20 protein-coding genes and 1 other annotated feature are annotated in these 24,563 nt (G+C 34.4%); of the genes, 11 read left to right on the forward strand and 9 right to left on the reverse strand.

Features of this window, described 5'->3' with window-relative positions; genetic code table 11:
- The coding region (locus tag FC80_RS09740; protein WP_162260509.1) for a LysM peptidoglycan-binding domain-containing protein at window positions 1-1,357 on the reverse strand (1,357 nt) is incomplete at its 3' end.
- A 283-nt stretch (window positions 1,358-1,640) separates the two neighbouring features.
- Here FC80_RS09740 and FC80_RS08700 point away from each other — a divergent pair.
- Window positions 1,641-2,135 carry a thiol peroxidase gene (locus tag FC80_RS08700; RefSeq protein ID WP_057829752.1) on the forward strand — a complete coding sequence of 165 codons (495 nt, stop codon included), beginning with the start codon at window positions 1,641-1,643 and terminating at the stop codon, window positions 2,133-2,135.
- A 60-nt stretch (window positions 2,136-2,195) separates the two neighbouring features.
- Here the strand turns inward: FC80_RS08700 and FC80_RS08705 are convergent, their stop codons facing one another.
- Window positions 2,196-3,113 (reverse strand): cation diffusion facilitator family transporter, encoded by a 918-nt coding sequence (locus FC80_RS08705; protein WP_057829753.1) that lies wholly within the window; start codon window positions 3,111-3,113, stop codon window positions 2,196-2,198.
- Between the two features lie 235 nt (window positions 3,114-3,348).
- On the opposite strand from FC80_RS08705, the gene FC80_RS08710 reads away from it, so the two are divergent.
- From FC80_RS08710 to FC80_RS08720, 3 genes are all read left to right on the forward strand, one after another.
- Window positions 3,349-4,731 carry a class II fumarate hydratase gene (locus FC80_RS08710; protein ID WP_057829754.1) on the forward strand — a complete coding sequence of 461 codons (1,383 nt, stop codon included), beginning with the start codon at window positions 3,349-3,351 and terminating at the stop codon, window positions 4,729-4,731.
- Between the two features lie 55 nt (window positions 4,732-4,786).
- Entirely contained in the window at window positions 4,787-6,181 is a 1,395-nt protein-coding gene (locus FC80_RS08715) for a flavocytochrome c (RefSeq protein WP_057829755.1), read from the forward strand.
- A gap of 146 nt (window positions 6,182-6,327) precedes the next feature.
- Window positions 6,328-8,862 (forward strand): M1 family metallopeptidase, encoded by a 2,535-nt coding sequence (locus FC80_RS08720; RefSeq protein WP_057829756.1) that lies wholly within the window; start codon window positions 6,328-6,330, stop codon window positions 8,860-8,862.
- A gap of 82 nt (window positions 8,863-8,944) precedes the next feature.
- Here the strand turns inward: FC80_RS08720 and FC80_RS08725 are convergent, their stop codons facing one another.
- Complete coding sequence (locus FC80_RS08725) at window positions 8,945-9,889, reverse strand: ketopantoate reductase family protein (protein ID WP_057829757.1); 945 nt, start codon at window positions 9,887-9,889, stop codon at window positions 8,945-8,947.
- A gap of 71 nt (window positions 9,890-9,960) precedes the next feature.
- Window positions 9,961-10,195: a binding site (T-box leader), on the reverse strand.
- Window positions 10,196-10,649: 454 nt separating this feature from the next.
- Between FC80_RS08725 and FC80_RS08730 the strand changes: the two genes are divergently transcribed.
- Window positions 10,650-11,606, forward strand: coding sequence for a ketopantoate reductase family protein (locus FC80_RS08730; protein WP_057829758.1), 957 nt, complete (start codon window positions 10,650-10,652; stop codon window positions 11,604-11,606).
- 102 nt (window positions 11,607-11,708) lie between these two features.
- Window positions 11,709-11,972 (forward strand): hypothetical protein, encoded by a 264-nt coding sequence (locus FC80_RS08735; RefSeq protein WP_057829759.1) that lies wholly within the window; start codon window positions 11,709-11,711, stop codon window positions 11,970-11,972.
- A 71-nt stretch (window positions 11,973-12,043) separates the two neighbouring features.
- Here FC80_RS08735 and FC80_RS08740 read toward each other — a convergent pair whose 3' ends face one another.
- Entirely contained in the window at window positions 12,044-12,913 is an 870-nt protein-coding gene (locus tag FC80_RS08740) for a LysR family transcriptional regulator (protein WP_057829760.1), read from the reverse strand.
- Between the two features lie 125 nt (window positions 12,914-13,038).
- Here FC80_RS08740 and FC80_RS08745 point away from each other — a divergent pair, with 125 nt between their 5' ends.
- The 3 genes from FC80_RS08745 to menC are packed head-to-tail and all read left to right on the forward strand — an operon-like array spanning window position 13,039 to window position 16,765.
- On the forward strand, window positions 13,039-14,382 hold the full coding sequence (locus tag FC80_RS08745; protein WP_057829761.1) for a M20/M25/M40 family metallo-hydrolase: 1,344 nt from the start codon (window positions 13,039-13,041) through the stop codon (window positions 14,380-14,382).
- Between the two features lie 17 nt (window positions 14,383-14,399).
- A complete protein-coding gene (locus tag FC80_RS08750; RefSeq protein ID WP_083486966.1) occupies window positions 14,400-15,638 on the forward strand; it encodes an MFS transporter in 1,239 nt (412 codons plus the stop codon).
- A gap of 20 nt (window positions 15,639-15,658) precedes the next feature.
- Complete coding sequence (gene menC, locus FC80_RS08755) at window positions 15,659-16,765, forward strand: o-succinylbenzoate synthase (RefSeq protein WP_057829762.1); 1,107 nt, start codon at window positions 15,659-15,661, stop codon at window positions 16,763-16,765.
- A gap of 318 nt (window positions 16,766-17,083) precedes the next feature.
- Here the strand turns inward: menC and FC80_RS08760 are convergent, their stop codons facing one another.
- The 4 genes from FC80_RS08760 to FC80_RS08775 form a co-directional block, all read right to left on the reverse strand.
- On the reverse strand, window positions 17,084-17,863 hold the full coding sequence (locus FC80_RS08760; protein ID WP_057829763.1) for an ABC transporter ATP-binding protein: 780 nt from the start codon (window positions 17,861-17,863) through the stop codon (window positions 17,084-17,086).
- The gene (locus FC80_RS08765; RefSeq protein WP_057829764.1) at window positions 17,853-18,755 is read right to left on the reverse strand and encodes an ABC transporter permease; all 903 of its coding nucleotides are present in this window, start codon (window positions 18,753-18,755) and stop codon (window positions 17,853-17,855) included. Before FC80_RS08765 ends, FC80_RS08760 begins: the two co-directional genes overlap by 11 nt.
- A complete protein-coding gene (gene trpX / locus FC80_RS08770) occupies window positions 18,752-19,759 on the reverse strand; it encodes a tryptophan ABC transporter substrate-binding protein (RefSeq protein ID WP_057829765.1) in 1,008 nt (335 codons plus the stop codon). The genes FC80_RS08765 and trpX overlap by 4 nt, the downstream gene beginning before the upstream one ends.
- 307 nt (window positions 19,760-20,066) lie before the next feature.
- Window positions 20,067-20,528: an Rrf2 family transcriptional regulator gene (locus tag FC80_RS08775; protein ID WP_057829766.1), complete on the reverse strand. Its 462-nt coding sequence runs from the start codon at window positions 20,526-20,528 to the stop codon at window positions 20,067-20,069.
- A 239-nt stretch (window positions 20,529-20,767) separates the two neighbouring features.
- On the opposite strand from FC80_RS08775, the gene yidA reads away from it, so the two are divergent.
- Window positions 20,768-21,595: a sugar-phosphatase gene (gene yidA, locus FC80_RS08780; RefSeq protein ID WP_057829767.1), complete on the forward strand. Its 828-nt coding sequence runs from the start codon at window positions 20,768-20,770 to the stop codon at window positions 21,593-21,595.
- A 129-nt stretch (window positions 21,596-21,724) separates the two neighbouring features.
- Window positions 21,725-23,152 (forward strand): MFS transporter, encoded by a 1,428-nt coding sequence (locus FC80_RS08785; RefSeq protein WP_057829768.1) that lies wholly within the window; start codon window positions 21,725-21,727, stop codon window positions 23,150-23,152.
- A 120-nt stretch (window positions 23,153-23,272) separates the two neighbouring features.
- On the opposite strand, the gene scrK is transcribed toward FC80_RS08785, so the two are convergent.
- Window positions 23,273-24,151 carry a fructokinase ScrK gene (gene scrK, locus FC80_RS08790; RefSeq protein WP_057829769.1) on the reverse strand — a complete coding sequence of 293 codons (879 nt, stop codon included), beginning with the start codon at window positions 24,149-24,151 and terminating at the stop codon, window positions 23,273-23,275.
- Window positions 24,152-24,563 lie beyond the last annotated feature (412 nt).

The raw sequence follows: 24,563 nt of genomic DNA on the forward strand, positions 1-24,563 counted from the left end.
TGCTAGTTGAACTAGAACTAGTTGAAGAAGAGTTATTAGAACTAGAACTACTGTTAGTAGAACTAGAAGAATCAGAGACCTTAAGAGATTGTCCAACGTAAATAGTATCAGACGAAAGACTATTCCAGCTCTTCAAGTTTGCAACAGAGATACCGTACTTATTAGCAATCGCCCACAAAGAATCGCCGGATTTAACAGTATAGCTAGAAGAAGTGTTGCTAGTTGAACTAGAACTAGTTGAAGAAGAGTTATTAGAACTAGAACTACTGTTATTAGAACTAGAAGAATCAGAGACCTTAAGAGATTGTCCAACGTAAATAGTATCAGACGAAAGACTATTCCAGCTCTTCAAGTTTGCAACAGAGATACCGTACTTATTAGCAATCGCCCACAAAGAATCGCCGGATTTAACAGTATAGCTAGAAGAAGTGTTGCTAGTTGAACTAGAACTATTGTTAGTAGAATTAGTAGTATCATATTTAGTTAAATTGTAAGTGTTAATGATAGTCATGAGTTTTGCTGCGTAACTAGGATCAGTAGCATATGTACCATATTTCCCATTAGTAAGATTTGTTGCAGCAATTGAAACTGTGGAAGAATTAGCTTTTGTAGAGTTACTGAAATTATTAGCTATTAATTTGGCGTAAGCAACCAAAGAATCACTATAGCTACTGTATGATTGAAACTTAGCAGCGACTGTATGGTATGCTCCACTATAATATTCTGAAGTATTCATAGTAACATAACTACCAGAGCCGGAATATTTGATTCCAAAGAGATTGTGAGCTCCTGTAGATAAAGTGCTACTACCCCAACTACTTTCAATAGCAGCTTGAGCAATCATCAAAGAAGCGTAAATATTGTATTGTTGAGCAATTTGCTGAGCAGAACTTGTAATGTTGTTGAGAAATGTAGCAACTTTGACAGGAACTGATGTTAAAGAAGAAGTGTCTAAGGAAGTAGAACTTGAACTTGCGGCACTTGAACTTGCGGCACTTGAACTTGCGGCACTTGAACTTGCAGCACTTGAACTTGCAGCACTTGAACTTGCGACACTTGAACTTGCAGCACTTGAACTTGCAGCACTTGAACTTGTGACACTGTTATTTGCAGAAGTAGTGTCGGTATTTGTTGTTATTTTGTTAGAAGAAACAGAGTCAGATGAAACTGCAGAATTAGTAGAGCTAGCAATATTTTGGGAAACAGTAGTATCTGCTTTTGCTTTAAAGATAGGGAGCGATGCAGACCCAAGTAAAAAGCCGGTCCCAACATACGAGGCAGTTCTACTTATACTTCTTATGTGTTTAATTTGCTCTAAATATTTTTGATGAGCAATTCGATCTTTACGTTTTTTCAAAAAGGTCACTTCCTTATTAAAGTTTTTTTTAAAGTTTATTTTATTATTGACATATAAGAATAATTACAGTATAGCAAATAAATATAGTAATATGTACTGTAAGCAATAAAGATCCTTGTTACAATACTGTTACAGATTAAAGTGGGTTGCAAAACTGTAGAATTACATATTAACTCATAGAACCTAAAAATTATTTTAAAAACTATGAAGTATCAGCTTAAATGCTTGCGCTTATTTTAATTTCTATCATACAATATTAACTAGCAAGAAAGGAATGTTTATGATGAAGATAACAAGACATGAAGAGCCAACAACGACTAACGGAGAACCAATAAAAATTGGAACAATTTTTCCTGACTTTAAACTGAAAAATACGCAAGAAAGTTTTGTACAAAATGGGGATATTTTTGGCAACTATACATTAATTAGTTTTGTTCCTGATATTAATACACGTGTATGCAGCATTTCTACAAAGAAATTCAATCAGGATGTTGATAAATTTCCAGAAATTAATTTCTTGACCATTTCAACTAACTCAACAGAACAACAAATGGACTGGTGTGCTGCGGAGGGTGTCAAGAAAATGAAATTACTCTCTGACGAGAATGGAAATTTAGGTAAGAGTATGGGGATTTTTGTGGATGATGGTGCTGTTGATGCACGAAGTATATGGATTTTGGACTCTAAAGGGAAAGTGGCATATTGTGAACTTATTGTTGAGCAAACAAATGAACCCAATTATCAAGCTGCATTGGATTTCTTGAGTCAAAATAGTTAATATATTCAAAAAACTAGTTCAATTTAATTTAGGGTTTCCACCTAACTTTGAACTAGTTTTTTATTTATTTAATTTTAAATCAATGTCATTTTCATCTTCAGCTGAAAGACACATTGCTTTCTTTAGCCCTCTTGTACACTCGGCTTGAATTGTGATATGGCTAATATTATACTTTTTCTTTAAAATCTGTTCAATTTTGCTATACACTTTTTCAATTTCACTAAGAGATAGATTAGGTAGGTTGACATGAACAGATGCTATTAGCTCGTTTTCGTTGATTGACCAAGAGTGAAAATGATGAACATCTTTAATTTCAGGAATGCATAGTAAATCCTCCCTTACTTTTTCGATATTGATGTCTGGTGAGCCTTCCATCAAAATTGAAAAAGTCTGTTTGATGATTGGAAGAGATTCATAGGCAATATATAGAGATACTAGGATGGTAATGGAGGGATCAATCCAAGTTAAATTAAAAAAGTAAATAAGGATAGAGCCAATAATAACACCAATTGAAGCAAGTGAATCACTCAAAAGATGTAAATATGTTGCTTTGATGTTGAGGTTATTGTGTGCACCCGTATGAAGTAAAAGAGCAGCGATTAAATTTGCAAAAAAACTAATGACAGCGACCCAAAACATTAGACCACTTTTCACATTTTCAGGATGTTGAATACGACTTATACCTTCTATTAGCAAAAAGAGTGAAATTAAGATTAATAAAATAGAATTGAATAAGGCTGAAATAATTTCAGCACGACGATAGCCATAGGAATTTTTTGGTGTTGCCTTTTTGTTTCCAAGTCTGTTAGCAAGATAACTCAAAACTATTGAAAAAGTATCACCGAAGTTATGAAATGCATCAGATATTAGCGAAAGGCTCCCCGAAACGATGCCACCAAGTAATTCAAAAAAGGTAATCAAAATATTTAAGATTGTAACTGATAAAAAACGTAAACTTGTAGTTTTTGATTCCTCCATAACTAAGCCCCCTCCCATATTAATATGAATATATGCTCATATTATCTAATAATATAGCACTAAGTTTTATAAAATACAATGTGAATTTTATAAAACCAGAGGGAATTATTTTTGAAGGCAACCACAATATAAATTTTTAGAATGTATATACATGGAATAAGGATGATTTAAATTAAGTTTTGTTGTAAAATTTCTTGTGTAATGATTAACAAACTTTTTAAAAGGAGTGTTTAAGATGGATTTTCGAATCGAAAGTGATACGCTTGGCGAAGTTAGTATTCCAGCAACTGCACTATGGGGTGCACAAACAGAACGAAGTCGACAAAATTTTAAAGCTGGAAATGAGATGCCGCTTACGTTAATTAGAGCATTATTAGTAATTAAGAGTGCAGCGGCAACTGCAAATCATAGGCTTGGAAAATTAGATGGTAGTAAAGAAACACTAATTGTTAAGGCAGTAGATATGCTTTTAGCACTTAAAGATTCCAAATTAAGAAAAGATTTTCCACTCAAAGTGTACCAGACAGGGTCAGGCACGCAGACTAACATGAATGTGAATGAAGTAATTGCACATATGGCAAAGACTTTAAACAGTAAAATTGAAATTTTACCAAATGATGATGTCAATATGGGACAAAGTTCCAATGATGTCTTTCCTACTGCAATGAATATTGCAGCCATACAGTCTTTACAAAATTTAATTGTGGAGATTAAGAGCTTAATCAGTGAATTGAAAAAAAAGCAAGATTTATATTGGGAAACTGTAAAGATAGGGAGAACTCATTTACAAGATGCAACTCCTTTAACTTTTGGTCAGGAGATTAGTGGCTGGGTGAGCATGTTGGAACATGATTTGACCTTTATTATTAATATAAAAGGGAGCTTAACTGAATTACCTCTTGGTGGCACAGCAGTTGGAACGGGATTAAACACTACAAAAGAATTTACAAAAATCGTGAACGATAACATTAACGATTACTATCACTATGAATTCAATGTAGAAAATAATAAGTTTTATGGCCTAGCAGCACATTCAGCGATTAATGCGGTTCACGGAACGTTAAAAACACTTGCATCCGATTTGCTTAAAATTGCAAATGACGTAAGATTTTTAGCAAGTGGGCCTCGTGCAGGATATGGGGAGTTAAATATACCTGCTAATGAGCCGGGATCTTCTATTATGCCTGGAAAGGTGAACCCTACACAAGCAGAAGCAATAACTATGGCAGCAATTCGAGTTATGGGAAATGATACTGTTATTACAGTTGCAGCTTCTCAAGGGAATTTTGAAATGAACGTGTATAAACCATTAATCATTGATGCTTTTTTGGAATCAGTTGAGTTATTAACGCAAACAATTAAGGGCTTTAACGAAAAAATGATTTCTAAAATGACTGTTAATGAGAAGAAAATGACAGATTTGGTAAATAATTCATTGATGATGGTAACAGCCTTATCACCACATATTGGGTATCATGAAAGTGCAGAAATTGCACAATTAGCACAAAGAAAGGGGATTTCTTTGAAAGAGGCAGCGTTAGAGTCTGGGGAAATTTCAGAGGCTGATTTTGACAAGTGGGTTGATCCTAAAAAAATGACAATGATAGAACAAAATTAAAAGGCTACAGGTGCTAGTAAATTAAGACTTAAAGATATTGAAAGGAGAAATTTGATTGAGTGAAAAGTTTATTTTTGAACCTAATGATTTGAAAGAACTAAAAGATGTCTATGATGTAATAATAATTGGGTCTGGGAGTACAGGACTAACTTGTGCAATTCAGGCGTACGAGCTTGGTCTTAAACCGGTTGTTTTGGAAAAAATGAATAGGGTTGGTGGAAATACTAATCGTGCATCCTCAGGAATGAATGCGGCTGAAACACAGGTACAGCTGTCTAATGGAGTGGTCGATAGTTTTAGGGAATTCTACAATGAGACTTATCAAGGTGGAGGAAGGTTAAATAATCAAGAAATGTTGGAATATTTTTCTACTCATGCGTCATTGGCAATTGAATGGCTTTCTTCACATGGAATAGAACTGACAGATTTAACAACAACAGGTGGAATGAGTAAAAAAAGAGCACATCGACCAGCTTCAACTGCACCAGTTGGAGCGTACCTAATAAGTGGATTGTTGCGTATCATTCAAAAAGACAAAATTCCTTTGTTTACACAGATTAAAGTCGAACACTTGAAAAAGAATGTTACTGAAATGGAAGTAGTTATTAGCGTAGGTGAGAATTTACAAAAAACTATTATTGGAAAGTCAGTTGTTATTGCAACAGGCGGGTTTGGAGCCGGAAATGAATGGATAAAGAAATATCGCCCAGAGTTATTAAAATATCAGACAACAAATCATAGCGGAGCGACTGGTGATGGATTATTGTTAGCACAAGAAATAGGTGCTGAATTAATTCAAATGGAGATGATACAAATTCATCCAACAGTTCAACAAGATACGGCGCATGCATATTTGATAGGTGAAACAGTTCGTGGTGAGGGAGCTATTCTTGTTTCTGATGAGGGAAAACGATTTGTAGATGAACTGGACACAAGAAAAATTGTTTCACAAGCGATTACCGCGCTAACATCAAAGAGTGCCTACTTAATTTTTGATGAAAAAGTCAGAAAACGTGTTAAAGCTATTGAATTCTACAACCATATTGGGTTAGTAGAAAGTGCAACTACTATTGCTGAGTTAGCCAGGATTTTAAAAATCAATAAGCAAAATCTAACCACAACTCTAACAAAATGGAATGAAGCAGTTGCGCTAGAAGCGGATACTGAATTTGGAAGAAAAACCGGAATGAACAACAAATTAGATGCTGGGCCATACTATGCAATTCACGTTGCACCAGCTGTTCATTATACGATGGGTGGGGTACATGTTGATGAGAAAACCAGAATCTTAGATGGAAATGGATATGTAATTTCCGGTGCATTTGCAGCTGGAGAAGTTGCAGGTGGATTACATGGTAATAATCGAATTGGTGGCAACTCAATTGCAGAAACGGTTGTTTTTGGAAGACAAGCTGCACAGCAGGCTTTTGTTTATCTACAAGGAATTTAAGCTAAAAGTATAATAAAAGAGTGATTGTTTAAAATGATGTTTTCATGGATTTTGTCATTAATTTTGAAATGCTATCAATTTTCAAGTTTTAACTTACTCTGAATAGGATGTATAATGATATTATTCTAATAAAGTGGGGAGAAAATATGACTGAAATAGCACGATTCTACAATGATTTCCAACCAACACATTACGATATTTATATTGATGTAAATCGGGAAACAAAAAAGATAAAAGGAACAACAAAAATAACCGGAGTTGCAAAAAGTACGGATATTGCAATTCATCAAAAAGATTTGAATATTAATTTAGTTGAAGTAAGTGGGAAACCTAGAGAGTTTGTACTAGATACAGCTAGTGATGCGCTTCGTCTGACTGTTGAAAAACCGGGTGAAGTTGAAGTTAAGATTGGTTATGAGACAAAGTTGACTGATTCAATGATGGGAATATACCCGTCTTATTATGAAATCGATGGTGTTCAGAAACAAATTATCGGTACACAATTTGAAACAAATTTTGCACGTCAAGCTTTTCCGTGTGTTGATGAGCCTGAGGCTAAGGCAACTTTTTCTTTGGCACTCAAGTATGATGAAAAGCAAGGTGAGACTACACTTGCAAATATGCCAGAGAACCATGTGGAAAATGGGGTACATTATTTTGACACTACAGTTCGTATGTCGACTTATTTAGTTGCTTTTGCATTTGGCGATTTACAGGCAAAATACACAGAAACTAAAAGTGGAGTAAAAATTGGAGTTTTTGCCACAAAGGCTCATAAGGCTAAAGAATTGGACTTTGGTTTGGATATTGCTAAAAGATCTATTGAATTTTATGAAGATTTTTATGAGACACCATATCCGTTACCACATTCATGGCAACTTGCTTTACCTGATTTTTCTGCAGGGGCGATGGAAAACTGGGGGTTGGTAACTTATCGTGAAGTTTATTTGACACTCGATCCAGATAATACGTCTCTTGATATGAAACAATTAGTAGCTACTGTAATTGCTCATGAATTAGCTCACCAATGGTTTGGTGATTTAGTGACAATGAAATGGTGGGATGATTTATGGTTAAATGAAAGTTTCGCCAATATGATGGAATATGTTGCAATAGATGCATTAGAACCAGAGTGGGGTATTTGGGAGACATTCCAAGCTACAGAAAATCCTGCGGCACTCCAAAGAGATGCAACTGATGGTGTTCAATCGGTGCATGTGCAAGTCAAAAATCCTGCTGAAATTGATGCATTATTTGATGGGGCAATTGTGTATGCTAAGGGCGCAAGAATGCTTGTTATGGTCAGATCTTTGATTGGTGACAATGCGTTACGAGCAGGATTGAAAAATTATTTCAAGGAACACCAATATGCAAATGCGACAGGTTCGGATTTATGGCAGGCACTTGGTGAAGCATCAGGAATGGATATTTTAGCAATTGTTAATTCTTGGCTAGAACAACCAGGATATCCTGTTGTTTCTGCAAAACTTGTAAATGATGAATTGATTCTTTCGCAGCAACAATTCTTTATTGGTGAGGGAAATGACATAGGAAGAATATGGCAAATACCTTTAAGTAGCAATTATCCTGAGATTCCTGCTATTATGTCCGAAAAAGAAATTAAGATTTCAAACTTTGCTAGTTTGAAATCACGTAATAAAGCTCCTCTCCAAATTAACGTTGGCAATAATGCCCATTTTATTGTTAAATATGATCAAACTTTGTTATCGGATATTTTGGAAAATGCGAATGAATATGATGCAATTACACAATTGCAGATTCTCCAAGATTTAAAATTATTGGCCGAAGGAAATATTGTTTCATATGAAACAATTGTACCTTTGCTTACAAAATTTGCAGATAGTAAATATGTATTGGTTAATAAAGCTTTGTATGGTATTGTTGGCAATTTACGTAAATTTGTAACTCCTAAAAGTGAAGAAGAAAAGAATCTGAGAAGGCTTTATAATAAGCTTAGTTTCGCTCAACTTGAAAGACTTGGATGGGTTCAAAAGTCAGAAGAATCTGTAGATGATCAATTAACAAGACCATATGTTGTCAATGCTGCAATTTATGGTGATAACAAGATGGCTATAAAACAAGCCCATGATTTATTTAATGCAAGCGAGAATCAAATAGCCAATTTGCCTGCAGATGTCAGAGCGGTGATATTGAAAAATGAAGTTGTTAATTATGGTGATACAAAATTATTTGATAAATTACTTCAAGCACATCGACAATCATCTGATGGAAGCTTTAAGTCGGATATCTGTGTAGCATTGACGAGTTCTCAAGAAACTGCCTTTCTAAAAGTGCTTGTGGATAAATTTGAAGATGCCAATATTATTAAACCACAGGATCTACGTGCCTGGTTTGCTGGAGTTTTATCTAATTCTGTTGGAGAGCAATTAGCTTGGGACTGGATTAGGAATGATTGGCAATGGTTGGAAGATACAGTTGGTGGGGATATGGAATTTACTACTTTTATTACGGTAATTGCAAGAGTTCTAAGAACAACGACAAGACTAACTGAGTTTAAGACGTTTTTTGAACCAAAATTAGAGGTGCCTGGATTGACACGTGAGATTAAGATGGATGTTAAAGTAATTGAAAGTCGTGTTAAATTAATTAGCGAACAAAAAGACAGTGTAAATCATGCAATTAAAAAGGTATTAGATTAGCGTTAACGTATTAATTATAAAAGGTGCTCGACATAGCAGAGAAAATAATCTCTGATTGGCGAGCACCTTTTAGTTATTCATGTTAATGATGGCGGGTGTGCTCCGCCAAGTGAACTAGGTGTGTTAGAAATGCATGTGTGGTGGCTTCATAGCGGTATTTCCTTCCTAAATTAACAATGTACCCATTGATATAGTCGACTTCTGTTGGACGATTGTGTGACATATCTTGATACATTGAAGGGTAGTGAAGAGGATTTGCAATCTTTGATACGTAGTTGACGCTATCCAGTTCTTCTTGACGCGAATTGATCATTTTGATGTTTGCACGTTCACAAACGTCATAAGCTTCATTAATTAGCTGCCTGCTTAATTCATCTGCATTAGGATAACTTGCAAATTCACCCATAGTGATTTCAAAGAGAGTACAAAGGGTATTGACGACAGAATTAAAAACAACTTTGGCCATCAAGGTTCCCCAAAAATTAGTAGTTAGAGTTGGATTGAATTGTGCTTTTTTTAGTTCTGTTACGATTTTTTGGGTCATTTCGTCAGGCTTTTCAGTATAATTTGCTAAATTCATTGTACCTGCTCCGCGAGCCCCAATAAAATCAACGTCTCCAGGTCCATTCAAAACAGTTGCAACAAGAGCAGTTCCTGCAATTAGTTTTTCAGGTTTAAAGTATTTCAGTAGTTTTTCGACGTGTCCCATGCCGTTCATACAAGTTAGGACATACTGCTTTTCATCAAATTTGGATGCCGTTTTTTGAAGAAGACTTTCCAGTTGCATTTGTTTAGCAAAAACGACCCAGACATCAGGTGTACCAGTATATTCCTCTGGATAGAACATTTTAATAGGGGTGAGATGCTTATTTTCATGATCACGTGATACATAGACCCCCTTTTGTCTTTTAACAGCTTCAACATTCGGTTCCCAAGTATCAACAAAGTCAACATCATTGCCCGCTTCTTGAAGTAAAACACCATAACGATAACCCATAGCGCCTGAGCCTAATACTGTAAATTTCATGAGAATTCCTCCTAATAATGTTTTATGAGATTTTATAATGAAAATGAAAAAAGACATCCAATAGACAATGTCTAAAGGACGCCTTCGCGTGGTACCACCTTTGTTCACTCACAAGTGAGTCTCTATTCGAACTAAAAAAACAATTCGTCAGCACTATAGTGGGTGCACCCAAAGTGATTTACTATGTATTGTAATTTCAATCACTACGCTCAGAGATGATTTTTATTAATCTAGGATACCTTCTTTCACCAATACAAGGCTCGCTAAATCCGACTGATCAATAAAGCTTCTCCTCAACACGTTATCTCATATTTCTTTAATATATGTGAAGTCTAATCCTTTTTTTTATTGTAGTCAATAGATTTTAGAAGAAAAGTTAATGTTATATAAAATGAAATTAAAATTAGTTTTTTATTAAAAAAAGATTGACATCCTAAGTTACTAAGGATAAACTTATACCAATATTGATAGACTAAATTTATTCAAATGTAGATATTAGTAGTTTAGTTTTGCTTAGAGAATATGTGGTGGTGTGAACATATCAAAACTAATTTACGAGAGTTATGTTTGAGAGCTTGCTTTTAGAGGCGAGATGGATACTTCCATTACGAAGTTGGAATAACAGTTTTGTTATTTCCTTTGAGATGAACTTTTTAGTTCGAAAAAAGGTGGTACCGCGTTTATAAATGCCCTTAGATTGATGATGAAATCAATCTAAGGGCATTTTTTGTATTAAAAATAAAAAGGAGATGTTGATATTATGAAGTATGGAATTATTGGTGCAGGTGCAATGGGGTATCGCTACGGGGTTATGTTGCAAGAAAACGCAGGAGTTGAAGTTGATTTCATTGATACATGGGAACCAAATGTCGAAAAAGTTCGTGAATTAGGTGGCGTTTCTGTTGCCAGAGATCATGAAAATCGGCGAGTTGTCCCAATTAATATTTATTACCCAGAAGAATATCAAGGTCATCCTGATGTATGGATAATTTTTAAAAAACAGATGCAACTTGATGAAGAACTCGCACGCGATGCCAAGGCTGGGCTTTTTCATGATGATCAATATGTTTTTTCCGCGATGAATGGAATGGGCCATTTTGAAAAAATTGCTAAGTATTTTGCACCCGAGAAAATAATATGTGGGACTGCTATGATAGCAACTAGGCTAGATGGGCCGGCTAATGTTGATTTTATGGGTGCACAAGGCGATGAAGTTATGCATTTAGCGATGTACGCAAGTAAAAGTATTCCCCCAAAAGTTGAAAGTTTTGTATCAGACTTAAAAAAGGCATATTTAGGACCTATTGTTGTAGAAGATTATCTTGGGATGTGTATGTCGAAAGTTGTTTTCAATGCAGTTGTTAATACTTTGTGTACAATGTTCGAAGTTCAAATGGGACAGTTTATTGAGTATGAGGGTGTTCCACAAATGGCTCGTCAGTTGTTTGATGAAGCATATGATGCATGTGAAAGAGCTGGGATTTATCTAATAGAGACCAGACAAGAAGAAATTGATTCAGTTACAACTACAAGTCATGCACTCAAATATCATTATCCTTCCATGTATCAAGATTTTTCTAAGGGAAGACCTACAGAAGTAGATTATATTAATGGCTATATTGCAAAAATTGGACGTGAACATGATTATGTTTGTCGTACTCACGAATTTGTTACACAACAGGTGCACTTGGCTGAGTTAATGAGAAAATACCATTAGAAATATTTTGTACAAGGTACTTGACGAGATACTAAAATAGTTGATATACTCAAGTTCATATTTAACGTTAGAATTCAAAGAGAAAATGGGGAGGAAATCATTATGTTATTTGGACACGTACTATTTGGAACTATTGCAGTAATCGGGATTTTACTCTTAGAATTAGGTTTTTATCGAGAATTTAATAGACTAAATAAGATTCAAAAATTAGGAATCTTTTTAACTATCTTTGGATTGATTTCTACAACTGCATTAGGAATTTTTGTGGCAGGTAATGTTTTAGCAGGTGTCATAGTTGCTGCAATTGGTGTCGTATTGTTAGGAGTATTGGTTCGCCCAGTTTTTTCAAAAGAAAAAATGAAATAATTATCAATGTAATTTGAAAAAAACCATAATAAAGAGACTAGTCCAAGAGATACCTTGGACTAGTCTCTTTATTATTTTTTATCAAGACTTTCAAAGTAGTTTAAAATCGCTTCTTTTACATTTTTGTGATATTTTCGTCCTTCTAAAGACGGGAGATAGCTCAGATAGATTTGTCGTTTTAGAATATCTGGCCCTAAATGTGCTAAGTGAATCGGTTGATTAATTATAGTATTCCATGACTTTTCGGGAACTAGTCCGACACCGATATTTTCTGAAATTAGCCCAAATAGAGTATTTAGGTCGCTAGTTACAAATTCAGGATTGATCCGATATTTATATTTCTTGAAATAATCTTCGATGATGTCTCTTAGTGGTGTGGGGTTGGTCATAATAATCTTACTTTTTTTTAATTGTTCAAGACCGATAGTAGAAAGATTTGATAGCGTCGATTTAATACTTGTAGCGACTAGTATTTCCTCATCTACTAGTAAAATGTTTTTATTGCCTTTTATTGGGTAGGTAGAAAACTCAAAATCGTAACGATCCAGCCAATCACTTTCAAGCCCATGTTGTGCTAGTTGAACATCAATTTCGGGAACTGCTTGCTGAATGTGATGTATGATTTCAGGAATGAGCGGAGATGTTCGTTGAACACGTAGAGTGATGCTTTGCGCCGTTAAATCATTCAGACGTTTTGCACTAGTGATAGCGTTTTCCAATAAATCGAGGGCTTGTACAACATTATGTTGAAATGATTTTCCCTGAGGTGTTAATTCCAGTGAATGTTTATTACGTGAGAAAAGTTCGACATCTAATTCTTGTTCAAGTTCTTTGATACTGCGACTGAGAGCAGGTTGGGAAATATGTAGTTTTTTGGCAGTTTGTGAAATATTCTGATTTTCAGCAACGGCAATAAAGTATCGTAATTGTAAAAGACGCATAGTTTAAGCTCTCCTTATAACTATATTGTTATAGTGTATTACACTTATTGTATTTTACAACATTAGGATATGGCAATATAATTTTCATTAAAATTAAAATAAAATTAAAAAAGGTGAGTTTGCTGGTGACTGATTTTATTGAAGAACATATGAAAGAATTTGAAAAACTCTTAGCAAAAATAATCAGTTTTAAAAGTGAAAAAGGATTAAGAAAGGAACAAAATGCGATTATTTCTTTTCTGACTGATTTGCTGACAGGAATGTTAGATGCTGATGTAAAAGTTATCGATACTAAAGGGGCACCAATTATTATTGCAAAAATCAAGGGTGAGAGTTTAGCTACAAAGCTTTTTTACGGTCACTATGACGTAATGCCAGCTGGAAGTATTGATGATTGGCAGAGTAGTCCATTTACTTTAGAAAAAAGGAAAGGCAGATTCTGGGGACGGGGGACAGGAGATAATAAAGGACAGCTCATGGCAGTGATATTTGGGTTATACATGTATAAGAAGACGCATCCGACTTTCCCCTTTAATATTCAATTGGTGATTGAAGGAGAAGAAGAACAAGGAAGTACACATTTGCCGGGGACAATTGCTCAGCTTCTGGATGATTTATTAGTAGATGTTGACTCAGCTTTTGTATTTGATGGTTCAATTAATCAGCAGGCGCAACATGTTTTGCGACTAGGTAATAGGGGAGCATTAGGGTTCGAAATGGTTACCCATACGGCTTTGCGTGATAATCATTCAGGAAATATGGGAAATATTATGGAAAATGCTGCATTGAGTCTACTTAGTGTGGTAAATAAAATGTACGATGAAATACAGTCCAAGGTTTTAATACCAGGATTTTATGATGGGATAAGAGAACCTAATAAGCAAGAAATTACTTGGTTATCCAAACTACCATATGATTACAAGCTAATTGAAAAACAAACGGGGGTAAAAAAACTACCAATTAATTCACAGGATTATTATCATAAATTAATGTATGAACCAACTTTTAATATTTCAGGAATTGAAGCTGGTTATACAAAAAAAGGTATGAAGACAATTATCCCGCATCGGGCATCTTTAAAAGTTGATTGTAGGATAGTAAAAAATCAAAATATTAAAAATATAAAAGCTGAAATTGAAAAGATGTTTGCTCAGAAAATTAAAAGTAAAGAACTTGAAATTAAGTATTTAGTTGAGATTCCTGCGAGTTTTACATCAAGCGAAGCTCCTGATATTAATAGGATTTGTAAAGCTTTAGAGGAAATTGATGGGGTGGCCTTAGTCGAACCTGTTATGCCAGGTACAGTACCGAATTATATTTGGACTGATATTTTACAAGTGCCAACTTATACCATACCACTTGCTAATTTTGATCAAGCAAATCATGCTCCAAATGAAAATCTTACATTGATTGCTTTTAGAACAGGAATTATGTTAGTTAATAAAATAATTGAGAATCTAGCAGTTTAGTTAGATGTGAAGGAGAAATGGATATGAATCAATTAATGGCACAAAAAAGAAAGCCCAAAGTGACTTTTATTTTAATCTATATCGCATTTATAATTTGTTTTATTGATCGCTCTGCAATAAATATTGCATTGTCCTATATAGGAACAGAATTTCATTTGTCAACAACACAACTTGGTGTCGTTTCTAGTGCTTTTTTCTTCAGTTATGCATTTATGCAAATTCCTGGAGGATGGCTTACTGATAAATTTGGTTCGAAATTAACTGTAGTTGTAGCAATCGCAATGTGGTCAGTTTTTACGATAATGACTGGTTTTGCATGGTCATTGGCATCCTTGCTAATCATTCGTATTATGTTTGGAATAGGTGAAGGAGCATTTCCATCAGCAAGTCTAAAGCAAATCGCTGAGGAGTTTACCTATGATTCACGTGCTCAAGCAACTTCAGCTATTGTATCATCAAACTATGCTGGAGCAGCAATTGCACCGCTTTTGATTGCACCAATTATTGCAACAGTTGGATGGAGAAACGCTTTTCACTTGATGGGGATTTTAGGATTTGTTTTTATAATTGTTTATTTTTTCTTATTAAGACCCATTAAGAAACAAGATGCAACTGGAGCACCTATTGTTCAAAAAGTACCGTTAAAAGAAGTTATCTGTAATAAAATAATTTGGAAATTTGTTATTGTAGTTTTTGGCTTGAGTGTAATTACTAAAGGATTGGACTCATGGATGCCAACGTATTTGTTACAAGTTAGACATATTAATTTAGCTGGAATAGCTTGGATGGTACCACTTCCCTCAGTTGCAGCTGGGGTTGGCGCACTTTTGAGTGGTTACCTGATGGTTCATTTCTGTAATGGAAAAGAAAAATGGTTTATTGCATTGACTAGTCTTTTAACTACTTTATTTATGTTTGGAATGTATCATTCAACTGGGTTAGTGGGTGTAATTTCATTTGAAGTATTAACGTATTTTTTTAAATCAATGGCATTTAGTGGTTGCTTTGCATTGTTCGCACAATTAGTTTCAAGAAAGTCATACGGCTCTTCTGTTGGAATTGTTAACTTTGGAGGACAATTAGCAGGGTTTTTAGCACCAATCTTGATTGGTATTTTAGTAGAACAATTTGGTGGCTCATATAGTGTAGCATTTTTATTTTTAGTAGCTGCAGCGGCACTATCATTTATTGTTTCACTAACATTTGATACAAAAAAAATGGCTGCTTCAAGAGAAAACGCAGAAATTGATTTATAAATAAATGGAGGAATAAAGTAATGTTTATTAAGAGTGTGAAAATGTATAAGGTTGATTTACCATTAAATAAGCCTTTTGAAACTAGTTTTGCAGCAATGAAGTATAAGAAATGTGTAATCCTAGAGCTTAAAGATAAGGATGGCACCATTGGTTATGGTGAATCTTCTGCATTGGAAGTTCCTTTTTACAATGAAGAATTTAGAGATGGAAGTTTTGAATTGTTAAGGACACAAATGCTTCCACGGATTATGAATGTTACTATTAATCATCCTGATGAAATTTATGATATCTTTTCATATATTCGAATGAATAATATGTCTAAAGCGGCAATTAATTGCGCATTATGGGATATTTATGCACAACAGAAGAATCAAACTCTTGCACAAGCACTTGGTGGAGATAAAGTTAAGGTTGAAACGGGTGTAAGTATTGGTGTTCAAAATTCACCAGAAGACTTAGTTGTTGCAGTAGCAGGCTATATAAAAGATGGTTATCGTCGAATTAAGATGAAAATCAAACCGGGGAAGGACTATGAATATATTGCTGCTGTAAGGAAAAACTTTCCTGAGGCAATGTTGATGGCAGATGCCAACTCGGCATACCGTTTAAAAGACATAGAAATGCTAAAAAAATTAGATGATTTAAACTTAATTATGATTGAACAACCTTTAGAACCAGGTGACCTGATTGATCATGCCGCATTGCAAGCTCAATTAAAAACAAGCATTTGTCTAGATGAAAGTATTGTCAGTTTAGATGATGTTGAGAAAATGGTGCAACTAAAAAGTGGTAAGATTATTAATATTAAAGTAGCACGTGTTGGTGGATTAGGAATGGCAAAAAGAATTCAAGATTTAGCTATGAAAAATGGAATTGAATGCTGGTGTGGGGGAATGCTTGATTCTGGAATAGCGCGTGCTGCAAATGTGGCAATTGCAACTTTGCCAGGGTATACACTGCCAAACGATATTGCAGCATCTCACCGGTATTATGATGCGGATATTATTAAGCCAACAGTTGAGCTCGATGGAACTTTTGTTAATGTATCCAATCAGACTGGACTGGGATATGATATTGATTCTGAAAATTTGAAAAAATTTATGATTGAAAAGATAGAATTGAACTAAGAAGATAAAATACAACCTAGACAAAATTGGCAAAAATGACAGAGGTTTGGTTACAGCAGTTTAGTTATTTTTAGTTAACATATTGTATTAGTAATTTAGTATTAGCTCTTTTTTGACTTTGAAATGGGAATGAGATATTATTCTCGATAATTTTTAGAGATAGATTCAAAGATGCAAGAATAAGAAAAAAGATAGGCCAAAAGTAATTTTGGCCTATCTTTTTGTAAGAAATTCGATAAGTAATTTAATTTATGGGAGTGTATTGTAATTTTTTGTGACACTAATTTTAGCGGCTAGTCTATAGCTAAAATTACGGAATCAGACTTCAACTAAATCATTAAAGAAGTTCAGCAGTTGTTCTTTAGTCAAATTGTCTTTTTGTGCTCCAGCAACGTCAAAAACGACTTTGCCTTTATCTATGACGATTAAACGGTTTCCGTATTTTAGAGCATCATCCAGATGATGTGTAATCATTAAACAAGTTAAATTCTGTTCCGAAATTACTTTGTTCGTTTCAGACATCAATTGAAAACTTGTTTTGGGATCTAATGCGGCAGTATGTTCATCTAGCAATAATAACTCCGGTTTTTTTATAATAGCCATTAAAAAACTGAGTGCTTGTCTTTGTCCACCAGAGAGATTCTGTGTAGCAACATCTAATTTGGTGTTTAGGCTGTTACTCATGATACCTGTTAATTTTTTAAACAACGGTTGATGTTTATTCAAATGGCGAGGGGTTAATCCACGTGTTTCACCTCGTTGTAATGCAAGATTTAAGTTTTCTGCAACAGTCATTCGTGGGGCTGTGCCCATCTTTGGATCTTGGAAAACTCTGCCCAAATAGTGTGCTCTTTTCTCAACAGATTCTTTTGCAATATCAATATTATTTAATAGAATTTGTCCACTAGATATTTGTAGATTACCCGTGATGGTGTTAAAGAGAGTGGACTTACCAGCACCATTTGAACCAAGAACAGTAATAAAATCTCCGGGGTAAATGTCAAGATTAAGTTTATTTAAAATGATACTTTCAGAAGGTGTTCCAGTATTAACAGTTGTAACGACATTTTTCAAAGAAAGTGTAGGTTTACTTTGCATTTTTAAAGCCTCCTTGAGTAATAATCTTGGTTAATTTAAGCTTTTTGCTTAAGATTGGAGACATTAGGCAAAGGGCAAGAATAATTGCTGATAATAAGTTTAGGTCATTCGTGCTAAACCCAAGTTGTAATACGAGTAAAATAACAAAGCGGTAAATAATACTGCCAAGTGTGACAGCGATTAAACGTTGATTGAGTGTGAGCTCCCCAAAGACAACTTCGCCAATAATAATTGATGCAAGAGCAATTACAATTATGCCAATACCCATATTGACATCTGCGTATCCATTGCTTTGGGAAATTAATGCACCACCAAGTCCGATAATTCCGTTGGAAAGCATTAGTCCCATGATTGTCATAGAGTCTGTGTTGATTCCTAAAGAGCGAGCCATTACAGGATTATCTCCTGTTGCAATGAATGCTTGTCCCAATTTAGTCTGGAGAAAAAGTACCAACAGAATTGTGATGATAAAAATCGTAAGTAAGCCAACAAAAACACTATCAAAATATTTTGGAAGTGCTTCAAGAAAGTGAGCTGAGAAAATGGTCTGTTTCCCCAAAAGTGAGACATTGGATCCTCCCATTATTCGAAGGTTGATAGATAAGCAAGCTGTCATCACAAGAATACCAGCGAGTAAAATTGGAATTTTCCCCTTAGTATACAATAGACCAGTTAATAATCCTGCAATTGCACCAGCAACAAATCCTAAAAGACAAGCAAGAATTGGTGGTACTCCTTTTGTAATGGCAGTAGTTGTTACGGCAGCTCCCAACGGGAAAGTTCCTTCAACTGTCATATCAGGAAAATTTAATATCCTAAATGTTAAAAATAATGCAACTCCTAAAATACCCCATAGTAACCCTTGACCGATACTCGAAACAATCATACTCATTTGAAAACTTCTCCTTTACTTTCAGCTTTTTTTACAACATCACTAGGCAATGTAATACCTAATAATTTTGCCTCTTTAGTGTTTATTACATACTCACCCTTTGTAATATATTCAATTGGGAAGTTAGAGGTTTTTCTTCCTCTAAGAACTTGTGCAGCCATTTCACCGGCAACTTTTCCCAATTTATATTGGCTGATTGCATAGGATGCAAGGCCACCATCTTTGACCATTGTGTCAGCTGCTGCGAAAACGGGGACCTTTGATTTGTTAGCAACTTCCACTAATGTTTTCATAGCTGCTGCAACTTCATTATCCTGAGGAGCGTAGACTGCATCAACTTGTGAGACCATTTGTTGTGCGACTTGTTGCATGTCATTGGTTCCAGATATTGTATATAATTTGTAAGCAATACCTTCTTGCTTGCAAAGTGCAGCAAATTTTTCGGCATTGTAAGTACCACCATGATCAGATGAAGTATAAATAATTCCAATTTTTTTAACATTAGGCAATACTTTTTTAAGCAAGGCTAATTGTTTCTGTAGAGGTGATTCTCCGGATGTCCCAGTAATATTAGCACCAGGATGTTTATCAGTTTTAACTAGACCTGAGCCAGATGGATTGGTAATACCAGCCAAGATTACAGGAGTTTTTTTGCCTGCAACATTTGCAAGTGCCTGTGCTGCAGGAGTTGCAATTCCGGCCATTAGAGAAACATTCTCGTTAACAAATTTTGTACTCATTGTTTTCAAATTACTTTGATCACCTTGAGCATTTTGAAAATCAATCTTGATATTTTTTCCAGGAGTATACCCATATTCTTTTAAACCAGCGACAAAACCCTGATGTATTTCATTTAGTGCAGGGTGGGTCATTAATTGTAAAATACCAATTGTAGGAATTTTATTTTTTGAAGTTGTTGCAGTTGAAGAAGCGTTTTTTGTTAAAAAAAATGCAAATCCTAGAAAAATAAATAAAGCTGCGATAAAAGTATAAAGTCTTTTCATAATTATTGAATCTCCCTATTTTTTATAAATTAGGGCAAATAAAAAGGGCAAACCAGCATGCCTGGTTGCCCTGAACCGAAGCCTGCTGTGTAGACCCATGCAGACTTCTTTTTGAGTACAAGAAAGTTAGTCGGCACAGATACAAACTGTTTGCCAGATTGTATCCGTGTAATTACGAATTACAATCCGCTATGCCGGCTTTGCCATGAAATATTTAACATGAATAAACTAGACTTTCTCATAATCAAATCATCCCTTCAATAATTGTTGGACTTAGTATAATCGTAAATAACATAATGTGTCAAGCTTAATTGTCGATTTCTGCAAAAAGTTTGTTGCGCCCTTGATGGTGTTCAATATCCATCTGAACGTCATCTATAATATCGGCAATTGTAATTTTACGCATTTTTGATTCGGTAGTACTCTGAATCTCTAGGTAGTATTTGTTCAAAATAGTTGGAATGACTTGCCCAACTTGACACTCTTTCGAAGTGTTTTTATCCACTTTTAGAAGTGGTGAATCAGGACAAGTTGCCATGTATACATCGGAAATAGTAATTTCCTTGGGGCTTCTAGTTAATCTTGGGCAAGCAGTACCTTGAGTAGTTTCTAATAATCCTGCTCTTTTTAGTTGTCCCATCATTCTCCGTGTCAAACTTGGATTTGTATTCAAGCTACTGGCAATAAGTTCGCTAGTGAGCTTTTTATGATCATGCATCTCAATGTATACTAAAATATGAATTAAATCACTTAGTCTATTATTAGCCATTAGAATTCTCCTTTCTTTTAGTTGTTACAATAAAAGTAATATAACATAAAATAAAAAAAAAATAAATTATGATGTATGATAGAATAAGATTAAGTTATGTCTATAATAGGTGGGATATAAAAAGTAACAGGGAATTATCTAAAAGGATGACTTAGTAAGTGTGCAAAAATGGATAGAAACTTTACAGCTGTTTAAATTAAAGTTATGCTAAAATTAGATGGCTTTATGATATATAGGAAATGGAGGAGATTACAATTTCTATAAAATTAGTGGCGATTGATATTGATGGTACTTTAGTTAATTCACAAAAAGAATTGACAAAAAGAACTAGACAGGTGATTATCCAGGCAAAACAAAAGGGCATTAAGATTGTTATATGTACTGGTAGACCAATCTCAGGAGTTAAGGATTTATTAAAAGAACTTGAACTTGATGGACAAGAGGATCAATATGTGGTTAGTTTTGGTGGAGCGATGATTCAAACAACAACTGGGACTGTAATTAACACGCAACCAATAGATTATGAAAGTTACCTAAAACTTGAGAACTTAGCTCGAGAACTTAATTTACATTTTCATGCAATTAGTAAAAATAGGATTTACACTGCTAATAAGGATATTGGATACTATACAATTTATGAAAGTACATTAGTGTCTCTAGGGGTATCATATCGAACACCACTTGAAATGGAAAATATTGAATTGATAAAAGCGATGTTTATTGATGAGCCTGTTACCTTGGATAGAGCTATTAGTGATTGGACGCCATTTGCAAAATTAGAAGATAGTCTAGTGTTTACCAAGAGTGCACCATTTTATTTGGAAGCGAATGCTAAGGGTGTAAACAAGGGTAGTGCGTTAGCAAAACTAAAAGATGTTTTGGGAATATCTTCTGAAGAAATTATGGCGATAGGTGATGAACAAAATGATTTGAGTATGATAAAATTTGCTGGCCTTGGTGTAGCGATGGGTAATGCGATTCCAAGCGTTAAAAATGTGGCTGATGAAATTACTACAGATAATGATCATGATGGTGTAGCAGAAGCACTTAAGAAATATGTTCTTTAAAATTTCCAAAATAATTTTGATGGGTATTAGAGTTGTAGAAATTCTAAACAGCTCTTTTTGTTTGGCAAAAGATAGTAAGTTTAGGGGGAATTACTAAGATAAGGCAATTTTTAAAAAGGGAGAATTGAGATGAAAGATAAAACAAACGAGTCAAATCATAATATTTGGCTTATGATAGCTGCGGTTGGTATATTTACATTTATGTCTACTTTAGATTCATCAATTATTAACATTGCTTTACCTGTAATTTCGAAAGATTTACAGATACCGATGAACAAAGCAACATGGACAGTTTCAATTTATTTAATAGTAATTTCTGGATTGTTGACTTTTTTTGGTCGTTTAGGCGATCAAATAGGAAAAATCAAAGTTTTTAAAATCGGAACATATGTTTTTACAATTGGTTCATTACTTTCTGGAATTAATCTTGGACTATGGTTTTTACTTTTTGCACGAATTGTTCAAGCACTTGGAGCTGCGATGACAATGAGCACAAGTTTTGGAATTATTACGAGTGCTGCTCCTTTAAAGAGGCGAGCACGGGCGATGGCATTAAACGCAATGTTTGTATCACTGGGAACTATTACTGGACCTGGATTGGGTGGGTTGATACTTGAGCATTTTAAATGGTCATATATCTTCTGGGTAAACGTTCCAGTTGGAATTATTGCCATTATTATTGGAATGAAAGTATTACCACATGAATTATCCCATTCAAAGAAACTTTCTTTTGATTATGCGGGAATAATTAGTCTATTTTTAACAATCAGTATATTTTTTTTAGGTGTCAACATAGGACAAGAACAAGGGTTTAATCATGTTGTTCCAATGTCAGCATTTATAATTTCTTTGTTTTTGTTAATATATTTTGTAGTACATGAATTACATGTAGATAATCCGCTGTTAGATTTAACAATCTTTAAATCATCTTTATTCACAATTAGTTTAGTTGCAGCTTTTTTGATATTTACAAGTAATTTTTTTATTAACGTTTTACTTCCTTTTTATTTTGAAAATTTAAGAGGAATTTCGTCTGGAACTGCAGGACTTTATATGATGATTTGGCCAGTAACGATGTTAATAGGTACACCAATATCAGGATATATCGCAGATCATTTTGATCAGGAGTATGTTACACTATTTGGATTAACAATCTTAGCCGCTTCTTTTTTTGGGTGGAGAATTGTTAATGGAACGACATCAACGTTTTTTGTTAGCGGATTGTTGATATTAGGTGGGGTAGGGATGTCGTTTTTTCAAACACCTAATAATGCGCTAATTATGACGAACGCACCTAAGGAAAAACTGGGTGTTGCGGGTGCAATGAATGCACTTGCTCGTAATTTGGGTATGATTTCTGGAACAAGTTTAGTAACTACGATTTTGTATTTTGCTATGAGCCAAAAGATTGGTCATACAATAACTAGTTATCCTACCCAAGATGCCGATATCTTTGTTTATGGAATGCATGTTGCTTTCACAAGTGCAACGTATATTATTTCATTCACATGGCTATTAACCTTGTACAGAGTATGGATGAGAACAAGAAGACATTGATAATAAAAAGCTTATGTAGTGCCCTACTAGTAAAAGTTGGGTAGGCCATAAGCTTTTTTTAAATTATAGGTGGATTTGTAAAGACTAAATTAATCAACTCTATAATGCTATATTTTTCTTTTATCTAGAATTAAGAGCTTCAAGAGCGAGCGCAAAATTACCACGTGTTGCAGAACCATTGTTTGATACAAGTGGCATGACAATGTAATTATCTAGGTCTTTAATCGCAATATATTCATTTAATAATTTTTTAAATTGTGCTCTAACTTTAACAAGAAACTTCTCGCTTGATACACCACCGCCAATTACAATTTTTTGTGGCCTAAAAGTAAGTGTGGCTTGAATGGCAGCTTGAGCAATATAATAAGCAATAATTTCCCAAATTGAATTAGATAGTGGGATATTTTGTCCGAGAACACCTAACCGAGCTTTGAAAGTTGGGCCAGATGCGAGGCCTTCAAGACAATCTCCATGATAAGGGCAGATTCCCTTAAAATTTAAGTCTAGTGGATGATGTTTCACAAAAATATGGCCCATTTCTGGATGTCCCTCGCTACCAATGAAGTTATTATCAATAATAACTCCGGCCCCAATTCCTGTACCGATGGTATAATATACCAATGAATTAATGTTGTTTTTTTTCTCTTTGTATGCAGAATATTCACCATATGCAGAGCCATTAACATCAGTAGTCCAAAAAAGTGGAAGATCTAGCGCTTCTTTAATGGTACCAATGAAATCTGTGTTTCTCCAACCAGGCTTGGGTGTTGATGTTATATATCCATAATTAGGCTCAGTTTTTCGGACTTCAATTGGTCCAAATGAGGCAATACCAATAGATAATAAGTCTGGGAACTTCTTAAAAAAATTAATGGTTTTTACTAGCGTTTCTTTGGGATTTGTTGTTGGAAAATTGATACTTTCTATAATGTTGTAATTTTCATCACCGATAGCGCATACAAATTTTGTACCACCAGCTTCGATACTTCCTAAAAGCATAGAAATAACCTCCGTATTAGTAAATTAATTTTGAATGTTAGCATAATAAGTTGACGCGAAAAGTAATCTAGTTGTTGACCTTGGATAAAGGAAAACTAGTGTGAAGCTATTATTTAAGATGATATTTTTTGATGAATGGTAGTTCATAAAAAACGAAGACATTAGCTAATTATTAATGTTAATTTCAAGTTCATTCATTTTTTTAGAGCAAGAGTAGCTGAGCTATTTTTGCGACAGCAACTAAAATTCATCTTTAGTGAAATATAGTAAAAGCAATGCAATAAGGTTCAGCTAGTATTATAAATGATTACGCTTTCACTTACTAGTGATAATTATTTTAATTTTTGTCTTTGAATATGTTTGACACTTAGACTATCTAAATTTAATGAAATAGCTTATTCGATTTGTATAT

Source organism: Liquorilactobacillus cacaonum DSM 21116 (assembly GCF_001436735.1).
GTDB classification, from domain to species: Bacteria; Bacillota; Bacilli; order Lactobacillales; family Lactobacillaceae; genus Liquorilactobacillus; species Liquorilactobacillus cacaonum.